We start from the raw sequence: 20,059 nt of genomic DNA, 5'->3' as shown, positions 1-20,059 counted from the left end.
GGTCAGCCCTCCTTCACGCGCGTTTGCGTGGCGAGCTTGATCGCCTCGCGGATGCGGACATAGGTGCCGCAACGGCAGATGTTGCCGCTCATGGCATCGTCGATATCGGCATCGGTCGGATGCGGGTTGTCCGCGAGCAGCGCCGTCGCCGACATGATCTGGCCGGACTGGCAGTAGCCGCACTGGGCGACCTCGCGGTCGAGCCAGGCCTTCTGGATCCGCTCGCCCGCCGGCGTCGCGCCGATCGCTTCGATCGTCGTCACCTTGGAGTCGCCGATGCTGTCGACGGCCGTGATGCACGAGCGAATGGCAGAGCCGTCGAGGTGGACGGTGCACGCGCCGCACAGCGCCTGGCCGCAGCCGAACTTGGTGCCGGTCATGCCGAGCACGTCGCGCAGCACCCAGAGCAGCGGCGTGTCGCCGTCGACGTCGACGCTGCGCTGTGTTCCATTGATGTTGATCGTAAAGCTCATGATCAGGTTCCTTTGTTCTTGACTGGCCGGCACGAGTGGCGGTCGCGCCGGGGTTCTTGTCGACGCCGGCGCTCCGCGCCCGGTCGTCGACCGCCGCAGCACTATTTTCAGTCGCCGATCTGCCCGACGTGGAAGCCCAGCCGGCTCTCCACATCGCCGGCGCGATGGAAGCCGCGCGCCATGAGCGCCTTGATCCTGTTCCGGCTTGCCGGACGGCCGAGCGAGGCCAGGAACGCGTCCCACTCCGGCTTGATCTCGACGTCCGGCGGCAGGCTTGCGACATCGACGAGATGTTTGGTCTCGGCGATCGCGTCCTTGTCGAAGGATGCGATCCGCATGGCGAGCGCCTCAACGAAGCCGTCGAGCTCAGCATCCGGCAGCGACCGGTTGACGTAACCATAGCGTTCGGCGAGATCGCCATGGATGTCGTCAGCGCCGAGCAACACCTCGAGTGCGCGGCCGCGACCTATCAGGCGCGGCAGCCGCGCCATTGGCCCGCCGCCGGGCACCAAGCCCGCGCCGACCTCCCATTGCGATAGGATGGCCTTCTCGCGGCTGGCGAAACGCATGTCGCTGGCGAGCGCGAGCTCGCTGCCGACACCGGTCGCGCGTCCTCGGATCGCGGCGATGGACACGACTGGCGCCCGGCTGAGGCGCACCAACATGTCCGGAAGCGCCTGAAGGCCGGTCGGACCGGGCGGGACCTGCAGGGAGTCTTCGAGAGGTGCGAGGAAATCGTAGTGCGTGATGAAGAAGCCATCGACGGCGCTGTCGAACACCACGACCTTGAGCTGCGGATCGGTCTCGATCGCGGTGATGATGTCGCCGAGCTGCGGAAGGTGTCTCGGGCCGAAGATGTTCACCGGAGGCATGTCGAAGGTGACACGCCAATATGACGGCAGCCGGCGCTCCAGCTTGATTTCCTGGGTCGTGAAACTGGGTTCTGGTCGATTCACGGTTTGCACTCCTGACATGGTCCTGAATGAGAGGACGCGCTTTGGTACGCGTCCTTGTTTCGTCTCAGATCGACTGGCGCAGCGGACGGAATGCGGTGCGCATTTCGGCGCAGAACAGCGCGGGCTGCTCCCAGGCGGCGAAGTGCCCGCCCTTGTCGAGGCGGTTGTAGTGGATGAGCTTGGGATAGGCCTTCTCGGTCCAGCTGCGCGGCGCCGCATAGATCTCGTCCGGGAAGACACTGACGGCAACGGGGATCTTGATGTGCTTGGGTTCGAAGAAGACAAGCTTGTTCTCCCAGTACAAGCGCGCCGACGACACGGCCGTATTGGTCAGCCAATAGAGGGTGATGTTGTCGATGACGTCGTCCCGCGACAGGCCTTCGGTCGTTCCGTCGAACACGCGCGCGATCATGGCGGCGCTGCGCGCGTCATGATCGAGCATCCAGGACGCGAGGCCCGCCGGCGAGTCCACGAGGCCATAGAGCGTCTGCGGCCGGTTGGACATCTCGATCGCATAGCCGAGGCCGTGCTTGTAGAAATCGTCGAGCTGGTCGTAGGCATGGTTCTCCTCGGCGGAGAGTCCGGATGGACGCACCCCGCCCGGCTGCAGTGCCTTGGCGATCTCATCAGGAACCGTTGCGGGCATGTTGGTGTGAATGCCGAGCAACTCGGGCGGCGCCAGCAGCGCCATCTGCTCGGTCACAGCATTGCCCCAGTCCCCGCCCTGGGCCACATAGCGCGTGTATCCGAGCCGCTTCATCAGCACGACCCATGCACGCGCGACGCGCTGCGGGTCCCAGCCTAACGTCTTCGGCTTGCCGGAAAAGCCGTGGCCCGGAAGCGACGGGATGACCAGATCGAACGCATCGGATGCCCTTGCGCCGTGCGCCGTGGGATCGGTCAGCGGACCGATGATCTTCATCTGCTCGATGACCGAGCCGGGCCACCCATGCGTGACGATCATCGGCAGCGCATTCTCGTGCTTGGCGCGCACGTGAATGAAATGGATGTCGACGCCGTCGATCTCGGTGACGAACTGCGGCAGGGCATTCAGCCGTGCTTCCATCCTGCGCCAGTCGTAGCCGGTCTGCCAATAGCGCACGAGCTGCTGGACCGTCGCCAACTGCACGCCCTGGGACTGGTCGGCGACGATCTCGCGATCCGGCCACCGCGTGGCCGCAAGGCGGCGGCGCAGGTCAAGCAGATCTTGCTCGGGAACGTCCACCCGGAATGGGCGGATCACGTCGCCCGCCGTCGCCTTCGCTTGGTTGAGCGGCAGCAGGCTCGCCATGCCGGCGGCAGCCGCGCCCATCGCGGCATGACCCAGCAACTGGCGGCGGTCGGGATTCAGGACATCGGTGCGCATCTGTGTCGACATTGTCAATCTCCCTGGTTTCGCTGGCGACGGTGACCGAAGTCGAAGTGGATCGATCGGTTCGTGCTAAAAACAAATTGGCGCAAGCGCAGGCAATTTGCCCGTTATGGATTGTTAGACCGCGTTAACCGTCGCGAGACGCGCGATGCGCGCATCCCACCATGGATCCCGTGCGCAAAGTCGAGGCGATGCGTCGCGGATGGACCGAGCATCGCGGCGCTGCGACCCTCGACACCATCGAGGTAACGCTGCGCCATCACGATGATTGATCCCATTGTCACGCATCAGGACGGCAAGGGCTCGCCGGACTGTTCACGCACGATGTAGTCGGCGTACCAGTCCGCCCAATTATCGTCGTGCCCTCCCCCGCGCTTCTCGTGCTCGCCGTGCGCGGACGCCGCGCGCCGCAGCGCTGCAGCGAGTTCTAACGACGACCTGAAAGATGTGCCGGCAGGCTCCACGCGTCCAGGAAGTCGTGCGGTCACCTCCTGCAGGAGCCAGCCATTGCCGTCGGGATCACTAGACGACGCAAACGAACGATAGCTGCGACGCCCGGGGTCCACGCCGTCGACGCGACGGCGGCCGAAGAGGTATGGCTCATCAGGCCCAATGAAATTGCCGCCAGCGTCGTGGAATGGCTCACTGACATCGACATCGCGGCCGAGCAGCTCCTTGCGAGCGGCTTCGAGATCCGAGACGATGAGGTACAGGCCTTGCGCCGAGCCGGGCGCCGCTGCCGTGACGTTCGTGCCGAAGATCATCGCGCAGGCCGAGCCGGGCGGCGTGAACTGGACCACGCGGTAGTCCGGGCCGGACGCAAAATCGGCGTCCAGACTCCAGCTCAGAACCGTGTAGAAGGACTTCGCGCGATCGACGTCGGAAACGGGAATGACAATGACCTCGAGCTTCAGATCAACTCCGCGCGACGTCGAGCGCTTGACGCCGGCTTGCCGGCTCGTCTCGGTCGTAGTCATGGCGGCCTCCCTAGCTTGTTGGTTCCAAATTCACAATCCGCACGATCACCGTCGCGCAATCCGGGACGCATTGCGCGTTATGGGTTGTTAAAGGCCGTTAGCTGTTGCGAGCAGCTTGGGCGACCCGTCACGCCTGCCCGAAGATCTGGCGCCGACGCGGCTTCCGGCCTAAACTTCAGACCAGTTCCAACGCGCTAAAGAAGGGCTACGCAACGATGGCGCCGCCAGCGCAGAGGCATGACACGATCTCATTCGGTCCGTTTGAGCTGATCGTCAGCGAGAGGCAGCTGACGAGACATGGTGTCCGGGTGGAACTTGGGTCGCGGGCCTTTGAAATTCTCATGACGCTGGCGTCGCGTCCCCACGAGATCATCGACAAGGCTGAGCTGATCGCGAAGGTCTGGCCCGGCATCGCGGTCGAAGAGGGCAGCCTGCGCGTCCACGTCGCGGCCCTTCGTAAGGTGCTCGGCGACGGAAAGGACGGCGCGCGCTACATCTCGACAACACCCGGCCGCGGCTACAGCTTTGTCGCGGCGATCTCGCGCACGCCCCGCTTGGTTCGCAACCAGCCTCATCCCCTCCCCGACGGTTCGCCGGCGTTTGCGCACTACAATCTGCCCAACCGGCTGAGTGCGATGATCGATCGCGAGGACGACCTCGAAAGGCTGTTGAACCAGCTCTCCGCCAATAGATTTGTGACCATCGTAGGCTCTGGCGGCATTGGCAAGACCACCGTCGCGGTGGCGGCTGCCCATCAACTACGCACCGTCTTCAACGGCGCAGTTCTCTTCGTCGATCTGAGCATGCTGAGCGACCCCCGTCTTGTCGCCACCGGCGTCGCCTCCACGCTCGGCCTGCCCGTACAAAGCCAGGACGTGACGTCGAGCCTGATAGCCCATCTCACGGACAAGTCTCTTCTGCTTGTTCTCGATACCTGCGAGCACCTGATCGCGGCCGTCGCAGTGCTCGCAGCGGCCATTTTCAATAGCGCGCCGCAGGTCCATATTCTCGCCACCAGCCGCGAAACGCTCCAGGTCGAGGGCGAGCATGTCTACCGGCTGGACCCGCTTGCCTTTCCTGTCGACGACCGGGAGCACCTGTCGGCCGACACAGTCCGGACGTTTCCGGCTACCCGGCTGTTCGTCGAACGCGCAATGGCCAGCGGTGCCAATCTGGCTTTGGACGATTCCGATGCTGCCATCATCGCACGCATCTGCCGCAAGCTCGACGGTGTGGCACTTGCGATCGAGCTCGCCGCACGCCGCGTCGACGTCTACGGCTTGAACGAGACGGAGGCTCTTCTCGACCGGCGGCTGTCGCAAGTGTGGGCGGGGCCCCGTACGGCACCGCCGCGTCAGCGGACGCTCCAGGCGACACTCGACTGGAGCTACGGCCTGCTCTCCGAAATCGAGCGCAGGGTGCTGCGCAGGCTTGCGATCTTCGTCGGTCACTTCACGTTGGACGCTGCACTCGCCGTCGTGGCCGGCGGGCTCGATCAGGCCGACGTGTTTGCGGCGATCGATAGCCTGGTCGCCAAATCCATGGTCGCGACCCGTTCGCTCGGCACCGTCATGCGATATCGCCTGCTCGACACCACGCGCACCTACGCGCTCGACAGGGCGGTCGACGACCGCGAGGCCGCGGCGCTGGCCGTTCGCCATGCCTGCTATTGCAGGGACTGGCTCAAGCGAGCCGGCTCCGAATGGTCCAGCCTCATGTCTGGGACAGAACGGGCTCCCTATTTTGCCGCCGTCAGCAATGCTCGCGCTGCGCTGGAATGGTGCTTCGGGCCGAACGGCGACCTGCGAACCGGCGTGGAACTCGCAGCCGCCGCCGCGCCAGTCCTGCTGGCCATGTCGCTGCTGCCTGAGTGCCATCATTGGACGGAACGGGCCTTGGCCGCCGGCCAGGCTGCCAGCAGATCGGAGCAGATGCATCTGCAGGCTGGCCTCGGCATTTCGTCCATGCATCTTTACGGAGAAAATGAGCAAGCACACGCTGCCCTGAACAGTAGCCTGGCGGTCGCACAGGAAGAGCATGACTCCTCCAATGAAGCAGGTCTACTCGGCATGCTCCACATGTTCCATTTCAGGGGCGGCAACTTCGATGTTGCGCTATCCTTTGCGCTGCGGTGCCGCGCCATTGCCGATGATGTCGATGACCCGGCAGCCCTTGCGCTCGCACATTCCATCCTGGGCCGATCGCTGCTGATGAAGGGCGATCTGAGCGGCGCGCGCATGGAGCTCGAGGAACTGTTCAAGACCTGGTCGCCCGCGCAACAGAGCAGCACGATCTATCTTGTCCATGACAGGCATTACCGGGCCGGCATCGCCTTGGCACGCACGCTGTGGCTGCAGGGCTATCCGGCCCAGGCCGTGCAGCGCGTTCATGAGTTCGTCGATGGCGCGCGGCAGATGGATCATCCGGCCTCGGTGACCGTCCTGCTCGCGTGGTCCGCATCGATCTTCCTATGGACCGGAGACCTGCGCAGCGCCGAGAGACATATCGAAGCGTCCATCACCATGGCCGAGTCAAATTCGCTCGGCCCGCTCGCGGCGGTCGGGCGTGCGCGCATGGCGCAGCTCGCCATTCGACAAGGCGATGCCATCGAGGGCGTTGCGAGCCTGCGCGCGTCCCTCACAGAAATCCACGCCGTGCGTTACGAACTCATCACCACCGAGTTCGACATCTCGCTGGCTCAAGGACTCGCAGCGACGGGCCGGCTCGACGCGGCAATCGCGCACCTCGATGAGACGATCCGGCATGTCGGTCGTCATGGCGACACCTGCTACATGCCGGAACTGTTGCGGGTGAAGGCAGGATTGCTTCTGTCGATGGTCCCGCCGCGCATTGAGGCCGGCCAGGCCTGTCTCACGGAGTCCCTGGCGTTGAGTCGCAGTCAGGGTGCGCGAGGCTGGGAATTGCGCGCAGCGCATGATCTTGCGGTGGTGTTGGCCGGCAAAGGCGAACGAAGGGCCGCGCACCAGACGCTCCGGCCGGTGTTTGACAGGTTCGAGGAGGGATTCGATACCGCGGATCTGATTGCCGCAAAGCGGCTGCTGGCGGATCTGTCGTGATCGCTTCCGAGGCTGGCCCCGTCGTCGGCAACAATCCAGCAGACCAACTTCAATCGGCGAGGGCTGACATGGCAATGGTCACGCGCGTGCCGTCTTGTCCGGTCTCACCGTGCATCCGGGCGTGGATGCTTCGCGCCAGTCCTTCCAGAATACGACTCCCGGTGCCCTGAAGCGGACCGGTCGCACCGATCCCGTTGTCGGTCACTGTGCAGAGCCAGCAGCCGTCGCGCTGGAGCACGTCGATGCGGATCAGGGCATTGTTCCTGGTCGGAAAGGCATGCTTGGCGGCATTGGTGATCAGCTCGGTCAGCATCAGAGCGAGCCGATGACATTGCGATGCGGGCAGCATCCCGTCCTCAATGGCGGCTTCACAACGGATCCCCGCAGGTTCCAGAATTGCCTCGGACACCGCCGCGCAAAGTGCCTCGAAGAACGTCGCAACGGCTACCGCCGGACGACCCTCGTCATTCGATAAAAATTGATAGAGCCTGCCGAAGGCGACGAGGCGCCGCTCGAACCGGTCCACGGCAGCCGACACTTCGCCGGGCCTCGCCCGCGTCAGATCGCGGCGGACTGACGCACCGAGCAGCGTCAGCGTGTTCTTCATGCGATGATGCGATTCCCGCAGCACCAAGTCCCAGTCGGCCTGGTCGCCGAAATTGGCGGCCAGATGAGATTGAACAATGTCGTCTTTCGGACGGGTTCCAATACCGGGCATCGCAGCCTCCCCGCTGATCATCAGCCTTGGCCTGCCGTCACAATGGAGGAGGCTTGCGATTTTTGCTCGTTAGACGTTGCAAGATTTTGTTATGATCGTCGCGGCGCGACGGCGATGCCGTCGGTTTGCAGGCCGCTGGACTGTTGTTTCTGGTTCGAAGAATCCTCCACAAATGTGCGAAACGTTCGACGGACGAGAATTGCGTGGCAGAGAATGACAACCAGGATTCGGCCGTCGCTTTCGGGCCATTTCGACTATTTCCGAAATCGCGGCTGCTGGAGAAGGACGGCGCTCCGCTTCACCTCGGCGGCCGCGCGCTCGATATCCTGATCTGTCTTGCCGAACGCGCCGGTGAAGTCGTCGACAAGCGCGAGCTCGTCAAGCGGGTGTGGGCCGACGTGAATGTCGACGAGGGCAGCCTGCGGTTCCACATCGCCGCGCTGCGCAAGGCGCTTGGCGAGGGCAATGAAGGCTCCCGCTACGTCGTCAACGTGCCCGGACGCGGCTATTGTTTCGCGGTGCCGCTGTCGCGGCCTGCGCCCCCGGAGGGGCGACCGACCGAGATCGCCTCGTCGGTCCGCCTCCTTCCGGCGCCCCTCGCCAGGATGATCGGACGGGACGATGCGGTTGAAAAGATCACGTCCGAGCTCTCCCTGCATCGGTTCGTCACGATCGTCGGTCCGGGCGGCATCGGCAAGACCTCGGTCGCTCTGGCCGTCGCGCATCGCCAGCTTGAGGCGTTCGACGGCCAGGTCAGCTTCGTCGATTTCGGCGCTGTGACCGATGCCAGGCTGGTGCCCGGCAGTATCGCCAGCGCACTCGGGCTGACCGTCAGTTCAGAGGATCCGATTCCGGGACTGCTGACGTTCCTGCGCAGCCGGCAGATGCTGCTGGTGTTCGACAGCTGCGAGCATCTCCTCGACGAGCTCGCGCCTTTGGCAGAACGCCTGGTTCGCGAAGCGCCGAACCTGCACGTCATGGCGACGAGTCGCGAATCCCTGCGCTCGGAGGGCGAGCGCGTCTATCGGTTATTCCCGTTGGATTGTCCGCCACAACAGGACGGACTTGGCGTCGCCGATATCCTCGCTTATCCCGCGAGCCAGCTCTTCGTCGAGCGGATTGCCGAGAGTCTCAGCGAATTCGAGCTGAGCCATGACGAGGCGCCTCTCGTGGCCGACATATGCCGGCGTCTCGACGGCATCGCGCTGGCGATCGAACTCGCCGCGGGCCGGGTCAACGCCTACGGAATTGCCGGCACGGCCGAGCTTCTCGACAGCCGCTTCTCGCTGTTGTGGCGCGGGCGACGCACCGCGATCCCCCGGCACCAGACGCTGAGCGCGGCGCTCGGCTGGAGCTACGATTTGTTGCCGGCGACTGAAAGCGCCATGCTGCGCGGCCTGTCGGTGTTCGTCGGCCCGTTCACGCTCGAGGCCGCGCTTGCCGTCGCATCATGCCAGAGCATCGGCGAGCCGGAGGCGATGGAAGCGATCTCGAACCTGCTTTCCAAATCCCTGATCGCGACCTCTCCTGCGCAGCGGCGGCTCCGGTATCGACTGCTCGACACCACCCGCGCCTTCGTGGCGGACAAGCTCGTCGAGGGCGGGGAGGCGCCGCGGGTCGCGCGCGCTCACGCCGAATATTTCCGCGACTTCCTGCGCGACATCTCGCTCAAATCGAACGGCTTGCAGAGCGCAGGTGGATTCCTGCCCTATGCAGATCACCTGCCCAACGTGCGGGCCGCGCTGGCCTGGGGCTTCTCCGAGGAAGGCGACCGGGTCATCGGCATCGATCTGGCCGCTTCGGCGGCGCAGTTCTTTCTCGAGCTGACGCTGCTGACGGAGTGCTACCGCTGGACCCAGCAGGCGCTGGCGTCGCTCGCCACGGCCGCTGCCGACGCTCGGCAGGAGATGACCCTGCAGGCCGCGCTCGGCGTCTCCGTGATGTTCACGCAGGGCAATACCGAAGCGGTCCAGTCGGCCTTCACACGAAGCCTGCAGCTCGCCCGGGAGCTCGACGACCTGCACTGGCAGCTATGGCTGTTGCGCGGACTGCACATCTACCTGACCCGCGTCGGGGATTTTCACGGAGCGCTCGCAATCGGCGAGCAGGGCGAGAGCGTCGCCAGCAGACTGAACGACCCGACGAGCACGCTGAACGTCGAATGGATGCTCGGCGTGGCGCATCACCTGATCGGCAATCAAGACAAGGCCGTTCAGTTCTGTGAAAGCGCGATGGTTCACAACCCGAACTCGCAGCGGCTGAACATCGGGCATCTCGGCTATGACGACCGCATCGTCGCGCTGGTCGCGCTGGCGCGCGGCCTCTGGCTCACCGGCCGGCCCGATCGCGCCGTCGAGGCTGCCCGATACACGGTTCGCGAGGCCGACGCGCTGGAACAGCCGCTGACGCTCGGCATTGCGCTGATCTGGACGATCTACGTGTTTCTGTGGGTCGACGACGACGCCTGCGCCCAGAGCATGATCGAGCGGCTGATCGACCATGCCGCGCGGCATTTCCTCGGCCCTTACCACGCGGTCGGCATTGGTCAGAAGGGCCTGCTTCTCCTGCAGCGCGGCGACGTCGACGGCGGCATCGAGCACCTGCGCCGCAGCCAGGCCACCTTGTATGCGACGCGGCACCGGATCATGACCACCGTCTTCGCGACGGCGCTCGCGGAGGGTCTCGCGTCGCAAAACAGGCCCGAAGAAGCTCTGGGCACGATCGACGAGGCGATTGCCCAGATCGGCGACCACGGCGAATCCTTCGACATGCCGGAGATGCTGCGGGTCAGGGGGGACATCCTCGCCCAATTGGGGCGCGACGCGGAAGCCGAGACCTGCCTCGCGAGCTCGCTCGCCCTGTCGCGCCGGCAATGCGCCCTCGCCTGGGAACTGCGCGGAGCGCTGAGCCTTGGCCGCATCTGGCAGCGGACCGGACGCGCCGGCGAGGCAAGCCTCATGCTGGCGCCGCTCGTGGCACAATATCAGGAGGGGCTCGCCAGCCGCGATCTGGCCCGAGCAAAGGATGTCCTCGGCGTCGTCGATTGAACGCACCATGATGCGCCATCGCCCGCGTCGAGTCCCTTGCAACTCCTAACAATTTCTAACGCGCCAAGCCGTCCGAGCCCCGCCATGGTGAGTCCGCTCCCAGGTGGATACGACAAGACATGGCTCTTCTTGACGATGTAATCGACGCGAATGGCGGCATCGCACGCTGGAACAGCCTGAGCCGGTTCACGCTGCATCTTTCCGCTGGTGGGACGCTGTTCTCGAACGCAGGACATGCCCGCGAATTCAAGGACGTCATCGCGGAGGGATCGACACGAACACAATCGGTCCGCTTCAGCGGGATCACCGGCGGCGAGCAGTCCGGCTCGTTTCAGCCGGACTTGATCACGATCGAAACCGTCGATGGCGAGGTCTTGCAGACCTGGAGCAACCCCGAGCTCGCATTTGACACCGGCCCGCAGGTTCTCGCAGACGAACTGCATCTCATCCTCTTCTGCGGCGTCACGATCTGGAACTATCTGACTACGCCCTTTCTCCTCGCCCGTCCCGATGTTGTGGTCGAGGAACTGCCGTCATGGAAGGAAGGCCTCGAGACCTGGCGGCGCCTGCGTACACAATTGCCGCCCAATCTCGTCACCTTTGCAGGCGAGCAGATCTTTTACTTCGACGAGAATGCCCTGCAGCGCCGGACCGACCACGACTTTTTCGGCATGAAGGTCGCGCACTACTCCTGGGCCCATGAGAGCTTCGACGGCGTCGTGGTGCCGACCCTTCGTCGCTCGCAGCCGCGTCAACCCGATGGAACTGTGAACGCCAAGCCTGTCCTGATCGACGTCGAGATCTTCGACGCGTCCTTCGAATAGCGGCCGCGAGACACGAGCTCAGGATGCCTGCTCTCAACGTCTAACAGGACATAACGAGCCAACGGCCCGACTTCGGTGCACATTTGATCGGGAGCCGCCCTGCAAGGCTCCGTATTTTTTGGGCGGCTGGATGGACACAAGGAGTGACGCCTCCGTGCGCGGAACTTGTGCCAAACAACGAAGACAGGAGAATGCCATGTCCGACAAACTCAATCATGGTCGACGCCGCTTCTTTGGCAGCGCAGTCATGACGCTGGCGGCGGCACAGCTTTCGCTCAGCGCTACCGCCACCGCGGAGACCGGTCAGTCGGCGAGAGCCGGTACAACTGCCAGGCCGGGAAGCAATACATCCTTTGCATCGCTGAAGCAGATCAACGCCGGTCTGCTCGATATCGGCTATGCCGAGGCCGGCCCGGCCGGCGGACCGCCCGTGATTCTTCTGCACGGCTGGCCCTATGACATCTACACCTTCGTCGATGTCGCGCCCATCCTCGCCTCGGCCGGCTATCGCGTGATCGTGCCCTATTTGCGGGGCTATGGCACGACGCGTTTCCTGTCCGGGGCGACCGTCCGGAACGGACAGCCGTCGGCCATCGCGACCGACATCATCGCCCTGATGGATGCTCTCAAGATCGAGAAGGCGACCGTCGCCGGCTTCGACTGGGGCGCGCGAACCGCCAACATCATGGCGGCGCTGTGGCCCGAGCGCTGCAAGGCCATGGTCTCGGTCAGCGGCTATCTCATCGGCAGCCAGCAAGCCGGGAAGATGCCGTTGCCGCCGAAGGCGGAACTTCAGTGGTGGTATCAGTTCTATTTCGCGACCGAACGCGGCCGCGAGGGCTATGACAAGTACCGGCGCGAGTTCTCGAAGCTGATCTGGCAGCTCGCTTCACCGCAGTGGCACTTTGATGATGCGACCTTCGAGCGCAGCGCAGCGGCTTTCGACAATCCGGATCACGTCGCGATCGTGATCCACAATTATCGTTGGCGCCTCGGGCTCGCCGAGGGTGAAGCGAAATACGACGACGACGAGCAGCGGCTGGCGCAAGCCCCCGTCATCGGCGTGCCCACGATCACCATGGAAGGCGACGCCAACGGCGCGCCGCATCCCGAGCCGTCGGCCTATGCAAAGATGTTCTCGGGGAAATACGCGCACCGCACCGTCAAGGGCGGAATCGGCCACAACCTGCCGCAGGAGGCTCCCAAGGCCTTTGCCGATGCGATCATCGACGTCGCCGCCGGCGTGTAGCCGGCGCAGGGGTTGGTGCGCGGGCAAAGGGATAGACGATATCATGCGCAGAACGATCGTGATTGCGATACTGGCCGTCGTTATCCTCCTGGCGCTGATCCAGTTCGGTCCGCCGCTGTTGTTTCGGATGACGACATTGACTCCGGAGAGAAGCCTCATGGGACGCGTGCTTTCGGTGAATGTCGGCTTGCCACGCGACATCCCCTGGCAAGGCAAGACGGTCCACACCGGCATTTGGAAGGCGCCGGTGAGCGGACCGCGCAAGGTCCGCCGCCTCAACATCGACGGCGACGGACAGGGAGACCTTGCCGGCCACGGCGGCGAGCACCGGGCCGTGTTGGTTTATCAGCATGAATCCTACCAATACTGGCGGACGCAGTTGGGTCGCACCGACTTCACTTTTGGACAGTTCGGCGAGAACCTCACTGTCGATGGCCTGCCGGACGCCGAGGTGTGCATCGGAGACCGCTACCGGATCGGAAGCGCTCTGTTCGAGGTGACGCAGCCTCGGGTGACGTGTTACCGGGTCGGCATCCGCATGAACGAGCCGGACATGGCCGCACTGCTGGTGAAGCACGGCAGGCCTGGCTTCTACTTTCGTGTTCTCAAGGAAGGGGACGTCGAAGCCGGTGACGAGATCGCGCTGGTCGCTTCCGGACCCGAGCGCATGAGCGTGTCCGAGATCGATGCGCTGCTTTATCTGCCCGGTCACCCCCGCGAACAGCTGCAGCGCGCACTGCGCATTCCAGCGCTGAGCATGGGTTGGCGCCGTTCCTTCGAGGCACTGCTCACCCAAAAGGACGAGGGTGGTGCGGCATCGGGAAACGCCGGACTTGGTCCGGCGTCCGGCCCATCTCCGGCATGGTCCGGGTTTCGCTCTTTCCGCGTGGACCGCATGGTACACGAAAGCGACGATGTGACCTCGCTGCTGCTCGCGCCCGCCGATGGTCAGCCTGTCGCCACCGCCCTTCCCGGACAGTTCGTGGTATTGCGCCTCGGAACGTCGTCCGAGACCGCGCTGATGCGCAGCTATTCGCTGTCGGGACAGCCGAGCGCCGCGATCTATCGCGTCAGCGTCAAACGAGAGCGGCATGGTACGGCCGGCACCTACATCGACACGCACCTCCGTGCCGGCGACCTCGTACAGGCAAGCGCAGCGCGCGGGAGCTTCACGCTGCGCCCGGGTGACGCGCCCGTCGTTCTCCTCAGCGCAGGAATTGGCGTGACGCCGGTGCTGGCGATGCTCCACGCGCTGTCGGCCGAAGCTTCGACGCGAGACGTCTGGTGGTTGCACGGAACCCGAAACGGCCGCGAGCATGCGTTTGCTGCCGAAAGCCGCGAGCTGCTCGCGACGCTTGCGCATCATCACAGCTATATCTGCTACAGCGCGCCACAACCTGGTGATCGACCGAAGTTGGATTTCGACGCTGAAGGACGGCTGACCACGCAGGCCCTCGCCGAGATCGGCATTCCCCGCGATGGCGACTTCTACATCTGCGGCCCGTCGAGCTTCATGAGCGACTTGACCGCCGGCCTTGCGGCGCTCGGCGTACCGCCGGAGCGCATTCATACCGAGCTGTTCGGCGCCGGCCCGTCGATTTCACCGGGCATTGCCGCATCGCCGCGCAAGGCGCCGCACCTGCCGGCGGGACCGGCCGGCACAGGACCTATGGTGTCGTTCGCCCGGAGCGGTCTCAATGTTCACTGGGACCCCCGCTCCAAGACATTGCTGGAGCTCGCGGAGGCCTGCGACGTGCCGGTGCGGTGGTCATGTCGAGCCGGCGTGTGCCACACCTGCGAGACCGGACTGGTGGCAGGGGCGGTCGGCTATCAGCCGGCTCCCGTCGATGCACCGACGGAGGGGAACGTGCTGATCTGCTGCGCCCATCCTGAGGGCGACATCGTGATCGATCTGTAATGGCCGCGGGCTGCGGCTTCACGAAATCGTGGAGGAGTGGTTGAGATGCGATCCGACATGACGCCAGGAGCGACGTTTCCGGACTACGAGCTCAGCGACCACACAGGGAAGCATCGGAAGCTCTCCGAGTTGCAGGGGCAGGATCCGATGGTGGTCGTGCTCGGTCGCGGCGGCTTCTGTCCGAAAGACCGGCGACAGGCCGAAGGATTGCTTGAGCTCCACCGTGAGATGGAGGTCGGCTATTGCAGGCTGGTCACGATCACGACTGATAACATTGTCCAGACGTACGAATATCGCAGCGGCGTCGGAGCGCATTGGCCCTTCTTGTCCGACACCCGGCGGATCGTGCAGAAGGACCTCGACATCGCCGAGTATACTGATCCCGTCCATAACCCGATGATTCCCCATGTCGTGGTGCTGGAGCCGGGCCGTGTCATTCACAAAATTTACAACGGCTACTGGTTCTTCGGACGTCCCACCGTCGAAGACCTTCGGCAGGACCTGCGAGCCGTCAGCAGGAAATGCAGACCGGACTGGGACATCACCACGCCGGAACTGAGAGCCGCATGGCAGCAGGGTCGAAAGGACCTGTTCTACCCGTACGGCGGAGCCTCGACCCTGCCCCGGGACGAACAGGATTGAGCGGCCCGCGAGAGCAGCACGCCTCTCCGGATTTCAAGAGTTGGTCCGAGGCCCTCAACGGCGTGCTGTAACGACCGTCGGCATTGGCGTCATCTGCACGCGCAAGAGCGCTCACTCACCGAACGGTCTATTTGCGGATCGGTGATGTCAGTCGCGGCCAGACGCGCCTTGAGGCAACCGCTTCGACGGACATTGCGCGGCACGCTGCAGCAACTTCGGCACATTCGGGTCAACTCGACGGCCATTCCGAGCGAGGAATAGCTTCGGGGCGAGAGAGCAACGATGCGGTTCGGCTGCGCGCGATGCTGGGTCCACGTCTGGCCGGGTGATGCCACAAGGGTCGCCGGCCGCGAACGTCCACATCAATGTCTCAAAACGGGCTGGGAACACTTGAGCTACCTCAAGGCGCAATCTCTCGATTCCCGGAAAGTGCGGCGTTAGCCGAACAGCTGTCGTTCGGATGTCGATGACCCCGAGGCGAATGGCCTGGTATCGAGATGACGATGAAGATCCTGGCCGCCGCCGAGTCGGCACTCAATGAGGTCGAGCGCGATAGCAACAGTCTGCGATCCAAAGAACTGCGGGAGGCGATTCAGCAGAAAATCGACGAGCAAAGAGAGGCCATCAAGGCGCTGCGCCGGCTTTACAACTAGCTAGAAGTCATCGGTGCGGGCGCATCCGTGCGCCGCAGCACCTTCTCCAGCTCCTCGGCCGGGGCTCCGATCGCCAGCATCGAGGCCGGAATGACCATGTGCCCGTCGCTGAATTGGCTGCGGTCTGGCTCTAGCCGGCGGACGATTGTGATCGGCGGCTGCTCTCGAACAAGAACCAGACCCGACCTTCGGCTTCATCGATCCACGGTTCGAGCAGGCTGGCGCTCGCGACGTCGCGGTGTTCCTCGCAGAGCTGGTGGGTCTCACGCATCCGTGCGATCAACTGCATATTGTCGTCGCGCAACTCCGCGAGCATATCGAGCGGCGTTACGTACTCCGCATCGTTGTCGAGGACCCGCTGCAGGCGCGAGACATGCCCAATGGATTTGATGGTCGTTCCGCCGACCTTGCGCACGCGCTCCGCGATGGCGTCCGTCGTGGCGAGAATTTGAGCACTTTGATCATCCAGCATCAGATGATCCTCGCGGAAATGCGGCCCCGACGCATGCCAGTGGAAGTTCTTGGTCTTCAGGTAAAGCGCCAGCATGTCCGCCAGCAGTACGGTCAACGCGCCCGAGACGTCGCGCACAGCATTTGCCCCGAGGCCGCTTGGCGTCTGCAGCGGCGCGGCTCGGCGCTTCTTCGTTTCCACAGCATCCATCTTCGATCCCTTCCAGTTCTGTCCACTACTCCGCGATGTCGATCGTCTCACGCCTGGCGACAAGGGTATTGGACGAACGTGCGATACCTTGGTCGATATCATTCCGGTATTGTAAACCGCACCATTTGACGGTCGATCACGCGGTGGATCGGGTCCGCCAATTCGAACAGCACGCGGTGCGGACCCGGAGCAAGGCCCACGAGGACAACCGTTTCGCCGGATGCGTCGATAAAGTGCCAGGTCGCGTCGTCCACCGTGATGTGCACGTGTCCGACCTTCGGCGACACGTCCAGGGCTCCGGTGCCGAAGACCGGCAGCACACGCAGGTTTTCCGTCCTGTATTGGATGAAGACCTTTCCCGCTGCGAGAGGACCGGCGAGCGGCGGATCCACAATCAGCCTGGGAGGCGGTTCATCATCGAGGGCAAGCAAAGCCGACGGACCGCGAACATCGCGAGCCGTCGCGGCGTCGAGCGTCACCGACGGCACGTTGCCGGCGGGCCTGGCGTCCGTGTCGAAAGAGGCGTCCATGTTCGATTTCCTTGCGTTAGCTAAAGTGATCCAGCGCGCCGAAAGGCCGCTTACGTCCTGCATCTGCAGGCGCAGTGCCGACTTGATGCTGCGCCTCCGATGAACTACCGCGTATGCCGCTCGTCAGGAGGCCGGCAGTTTCCGTTCGAGAAAGCTGCGGATCAACGGAACCATTTCATCGGCCTTGTCCTCGAGTGCGAAGTGGCCGCTGTCGATCAGATGCAATTCGGCATCCGGCAGATCGCGCAGATACGGACCCGCGCCATCCGCCGGGAAGATGAAGTCGTTCTTTCCCCAGACGATCAGGGTCGGCGGCTTGCGCTCCCGGAAGAACGCCTGAAATTGCGGATAGAGCGGAACGTTCGACCCGTAGTCGTGGAACAAGTCGAGTTGAATATCCATGTTGCCCGGCCGGTCCAGCAAGGTCTGGTCGTGCAGTATATTGTCCGGATCGATCCGGCTGACGTCGCTCATTCCGTCGGTGTACTGGAATTTCGTCGTCTCCAGCTTCATCAGGACTTCCAGCGCTTTGCGGTGCGCCGGCGATCCGTCGGCCCAATAGGCCTTGATCGGATCCCAGAACGTCTTGAGCCCCTCCTCGTAGGCATTGCCGTTCTGGATGATCAGCGCGCTCACCCGTTCCGGATGCTTCAGCGCGAGCCGGTAGCCGACCGGGGCGCCATAGTCCATCACGTACATCGCGTAGCGCTTCACCTCGAGCTTGCCCAGCAGACCATCCATCAGGTCGGCAAAGCGGGCGAACGTATAGGCGAACGTCTTGTGATCGGGAGCTGCGCTCTGGCCGAAGCCTGGATAGTCCGGCGCAATCACATGATAGCGGGACGCCAGCTGAGGGATCAGGTTGCGGAACATGTGTGACGACGTCGGGAATCCGTGAAGGAGCAAGATGACCGGAGCATCCGCAGGCCCGGCTTCTCGATAGAAGATATCGATGTCGTCGATCTTTACTGTCCGATAGTGAGTAACCGGAATGGGGCTCGCGTCCATGGCCTGCGCCGCTCCGGACACCATCGCCGGGATCGGCGAGAGCGCAGCTACGGACGCGGCAAGAGCCGCGATCTTGATATATCGTGTCAGTCTGATCATGTCTGCTTCTCCGGGATGTTGCGCTTGTGCGACCGCCGACAGGCAGCGCGATCGTCGCGCCATCTGCATTTGCCAGCCGATGCCGGAGAGACTAGCCGCGAGGATCGATCTGCTCTTGCCTGCGACTCTTTCCGATTGTCTGTTCTTACCGTCCGCGCGAAGGCGACGAGTTCAGAAGATGCCGGCATCGCTTGAGGTGAGCACGACGCGTCCGAAATGGATCTCGCCACGCTGACGAATTGAATGAGACGATCTGGACAGCTCAGCATCATTCCGAAAACGCTTTCGGAGCCCTAGAGGCAACCGAGTCTCAAGGCGCAAGTCGCGTGAAGACGAAGTCGTGTTCTTTGACCCCCGCGGCGTGGCAGCCAAAGCAGGTTTGATGTTGAGCCTCGTCGACCGGCCGGCCATCGATGAAGCGACCGAAGGCCTAGCCACCGGTCGAGCGGTATCGTTTCGAGTCCTTGAGCATGACCTGGACCGTCGTGGCGGGCCCGGGTACGAACGCAGGTTCGAACTCCGTCGACTGGACGTGCTTCCACGCCAGCTTGACCAGGATCGCCCCGTCCGGAAACGGCAGCGTTCCGGCCCGGTAGGCCTCAATCGCCGCCGCGTTACCGACAATGCCCCGGAGCTCGTCCAATCCGGTTTCGTGCGCCACCCCGACCAACTCCCAATGGCGGTAGTCCGGCGGAATTCCAACGCCGAAGATCGGCGACAGCACAAGCTCCCCGGGCGCCGCGCTGGATCGCAGGAAGACGGCGCCCGCGGTCGCCGCAATCAAAATGACGAGCCTTGCCGCCCTGTTCATCGCATGTCCCATCGTCGTACCGCCGAACTGCCAATGACCTTATGAATGCGAGGGGCTCCGCATCGACGCGATCCTTGTGCATCGTGCAGAGCCCGTGCGGAGCTTCTTCGACAACGTGCCGTCGGGCGCCGGCGCATGAGCCGCTAGCCTTGAATGAACGAGAGCAGCTCGGCGTTGACGCGGTCCTTGAGGGTCGTGCACATGCCATGCGGTGCGCCCTCGTAGACGACGAGTTTCGCGTCCTTGATGATCTTGGACGACAGCAGCGCCGAGGCGCCGATCGGAACGATCTGGTCGTCGTCCCCGTGCAGGACGAGCGTGGGGACGTCGAACCGCTTGAGGTCCTCCGTCAGGTCTGTTTCCGAGAACGCCTTGATGCAGAAATAGGACGCCGGAAAGCCGGCCATCATGCCCTGCAGCCAGAAGGACTCCCGGACTCCCTCCGAGATCTTCGCTCCAGATCGGTTGTAGCCGTAGAACGGCAGGCTCAATTCCTTGAAGAACTTCGATCGGTCGGCGGCCACGTTTGCGCGGAGCTCGTCGAACACCGCGATCGGCAGTCCGCCGGGGTTCGCTTCGGTCTTGAGCATCAGCGGCGGAATCGCGCCGATCAGAATGGCCTTCGCCACCCGGCCCGTCCCGTGCCGGCCGATATATCGGGTCACTTCGCCGCCACCGGTCGAATGCCCAACATGGATCGCGTGCTTCAGATCCAGCTTCTCGACGAGCGTCGCCAGATCGTCGGCATAGGTGTTGAGATCGTTGCCCTGCCAAGGCTGGCTCGAACGGCCATGCCCACGCCGATCGAGAGCAATGCAACGATAGCCACGCGAGGCGAGGAAGAACATCTGGTCCTCGAAGGCGTCCGCGCTCAGCGGCCAGCCGTGACTGAACACGATCGGCCGCCCCGAACCCCAATCGTTATAGTAGATCGTCGTACCGTCCTTCGTCGTGATTGTGCTCATGTCCGCTCCTGTCGAGTTTTGTCGGGATCCTCGGCGAAAAGCCGCCGGGACCCGAGTTGCCTTACAACTGACGCATCAT

16 protein-coding genes and 1 pseudogene are annotated in these 20,059 nt (G+C 63.7%); 7 read left to right on the top strand and 10 right to left on the bottom strand.

Annotated features, from left to right (window positions below; all coding sequences use genetic code 11):
- Positions 1-2 precede the first annotated feature (2 nt).
- The 4 genes from QW845_RS14340 to QW845_RS14325 form a co-directional block, all read right to left on the bottom strand.
- The gene (locus QW845_RS14340) at positions 3-473 is read right to left on the bottom strand and encodes a (2Fe-2S)-binding protein (protein ID WP_250171818.1); all 471 of its coding nucleotides are present in this window, start codon (positions 471-473) and stop codon (positions 3-5) included.
- Positions 474-580: 107 nt separating this feature from the next.
- A complete protein-coding gene (locus tag QW845_RS14335) occupies positions 581-1,429 on the bottom strand; it encodes an enoyl-CoA hydratase/isomerase family protein (RefSeq protein WP_315802213.1) in 849 nt (282 codons plus the stop codon).
- 64 nt (positions 1,430-1,493) lie between these two features.
- Positions 1,494-2,807: an epoxide hydrolase family protein gene (locus tag QW845_RS14330; RefSeq protein WP_250171820.1), complete on the bottom strand. Its 1,314-nt coding sequence runs from the start codon at positions 2,805-2,807 to the stop codon at positions 1,494-1,496.
- A gap of 281 nt (positions 2,808-3,088) precedes the next feature.
- Positions 3,089-3,778, bottom strand: a complete 690-nt coding sequence (locus QW845_RS14325; protein ID WP_315802212.1) for a glyoxalase — start codon at positions 3,776-3,778, stop codon at positions 3,089-3,091.
- 215 nt (positions 3,779-3,993) lie between these two features.
- Here QW845_RS14325 and QW845_RS14320 point away from each other — a divergent pair, with 215 nt between their 5' ends.
- Positions 3,994-6,855 carry an ATP-binding protein gene (locus QW845_RS14320; protein WP_315802211.1) on the top strand — a complete coding sequence of 954 codons (2,862 nt, stop codon included), beginning with the start codon at positions 3,994-3,996 and terminating at the stop codon, positions 6,853-6,855.
- 49 nt (positions 6,856-6,904) lie between these two features.
- Here the strand turns inward: QW845_RS14320 and QW845_RS14315 are convergent, their stop codons facing one another.
- Positions 6,905-7,573, bottom strand: a complete 669-nt coding sequence (locus tag QW845_RS14315) for a sensor histidine kinase (protein WP_250171823.1) — start codon at positions 7,571-7,573, stop codon at positions 6,905-6,907.
- 203 nt (positions 7,574-7,776) lie between these two features.
- Between QW845_RS14315 and QW845_RS14310 the strand changes: the two genes are divergently transcribed.
- The 6 genes from QW845_RS14310 (at position 7,777) to QW845_RS14285 (ending at position 15,906) form a co-directional block, all read left to right on the top strand.
- Positions 7,777-10,620, top strand: coding sequence for an ATP-binding protein (locus QW845_RS14310; RefSeq protein WP_250171824.1), 2,844 nt, complete (start codon positions 7,777-7,779; stop codon positions 10,618-10,620).
- 119 nt (positions 10,621-10,739) lie between these two features.
- A complete protein-coding gene (locus QW845_RS14305; RefSeq protein WP_250171825.1) occupies positions 10,740-11,444 on the top strand; it encodes a hypothetical protein in 705 nt (234 codons plus the stop codon).
- Positions 11,445-11,640: 196 nt separating this feature from the next.
- On the top strand, positions 11,641-12,693 hold the full coding sequence (locus QW845_RS14300) for an alpha/beta hydrolase (RefSeq protein WP_315802210.1): 1,053 nt from the start codon (positions 11,641-11,643) through the stop codon (positions 12,691-12,693).
- 157 nt (positions 12,694-12,850) lie between these two features.
- Positions 12,851-14,611, top strand: coding sequence for an MOSC and FAD-binding oxidoreductase domain-containing protein (locus QW845_RS14295; protein ID WP_315802534.1), 1,761 nt, complete (start codon positions 12,851-12,853; stop codon positions 14,609-14,611).
- Between the two features lie 45 nt (positions 14,612-14,656).
- Positions 14,657-15,253: a redoxin domain-containing protein gene (locus tag QW845_RS14290; protein WP_315802209.1), complete on the top strand. Its 597-nt coding sequence runs from the start codon at positions 14,657-14,659 to the stop codon at positions 15,251-15,253.
- Positions 15,254-15,756: 503 nt separating this feature from the next.
- On the top strand, positions 15,757-15,906 hold the full coding sequence (locus QW845_RS14285) for a hypothetical protein (protein WP_250171828.1): 150 nt from the start codon (positions 15,757-15,759) through the stop codon (positions 15,904-15,906).
- 130 nt (positions 15,907-16,036) lie between these two features.
- Here QW845_RS14285 and QW845_RS14280 read toward each other — a convergent pair whose 3' ends face one another.
- From QW845_RS14280 to QW845_RS14260, 5 genes and pseudogenes are all read right to left on the bottom strand, one after another.
- Positions 16,037-16,567 carry a Dps family protein gene (locus tag QW845_RS14280; protein WP_250171829.1) on the bottom strand — a complete coding sequence of 177 codons (531 nt, stop codon included), beginning with the start codon at positions 16,565-16,567 and terminating at the stop codon, positions 16,037-16,039.
- Between the two features lie 98 nt (positions 16,568-16,665).
- Complete coding sequence (locus QW845_RS14275) at positions 16,666-17,097, bottom strand: DUF6130 family protein (RefSeq protein ID WP_315802208.1); 432 nt, start codon at positions 17,095-17,097, stop codon at positions 16,666-16,668.
- Positions 17,098-17,220: 123 nt separating this feature from the next.
- Entirely contained in the window at positions 17,221-18,129 is a 909-nt protein-coding gene (locus QW845_RS14270) for an alpha/beta fold hydrolase (RefSeq protein WP_409997922.1), read from the bottom strand.
- A gap of 385 nt (positions 18,130-18,514) precedes the next feature.
- A pseudogene (locus QW845_RS14265) lies at positions 18,515-19,027 on the bottom strand (cytochrome P460 family protein).
- 131 nt (positions 19,028-19,158) lie between these two features.
- The gene (locus tag QW845_RS14260; protein ID WP_315802206.1) at positions 19,159-19,980 is read right to left on the bottom strand and encodes an alpha/beta hydrolase; all 822 of its coding nucleotides are present in this window, start codon (positions 19,978-19,980) and stop codon (positions 19,159-19,161) included.
- Positions 19,981-20,059 lie beyond the last annotated feature (79 nt).

Source organism: Bradyrhizobium sp. SZCCHNS3002 (assembly GCF_032377435.1).
GTDB lineage: Bacteria > Pseudomonadota > Alphaproteobacteria > Rhizobiales > Xanthobacteraceae > Bradyrhizobium.
Note: the sequence above shows the minus strand (reverse complement) of the source record. Positions and strands in the feature narration are given on the sequence as shown.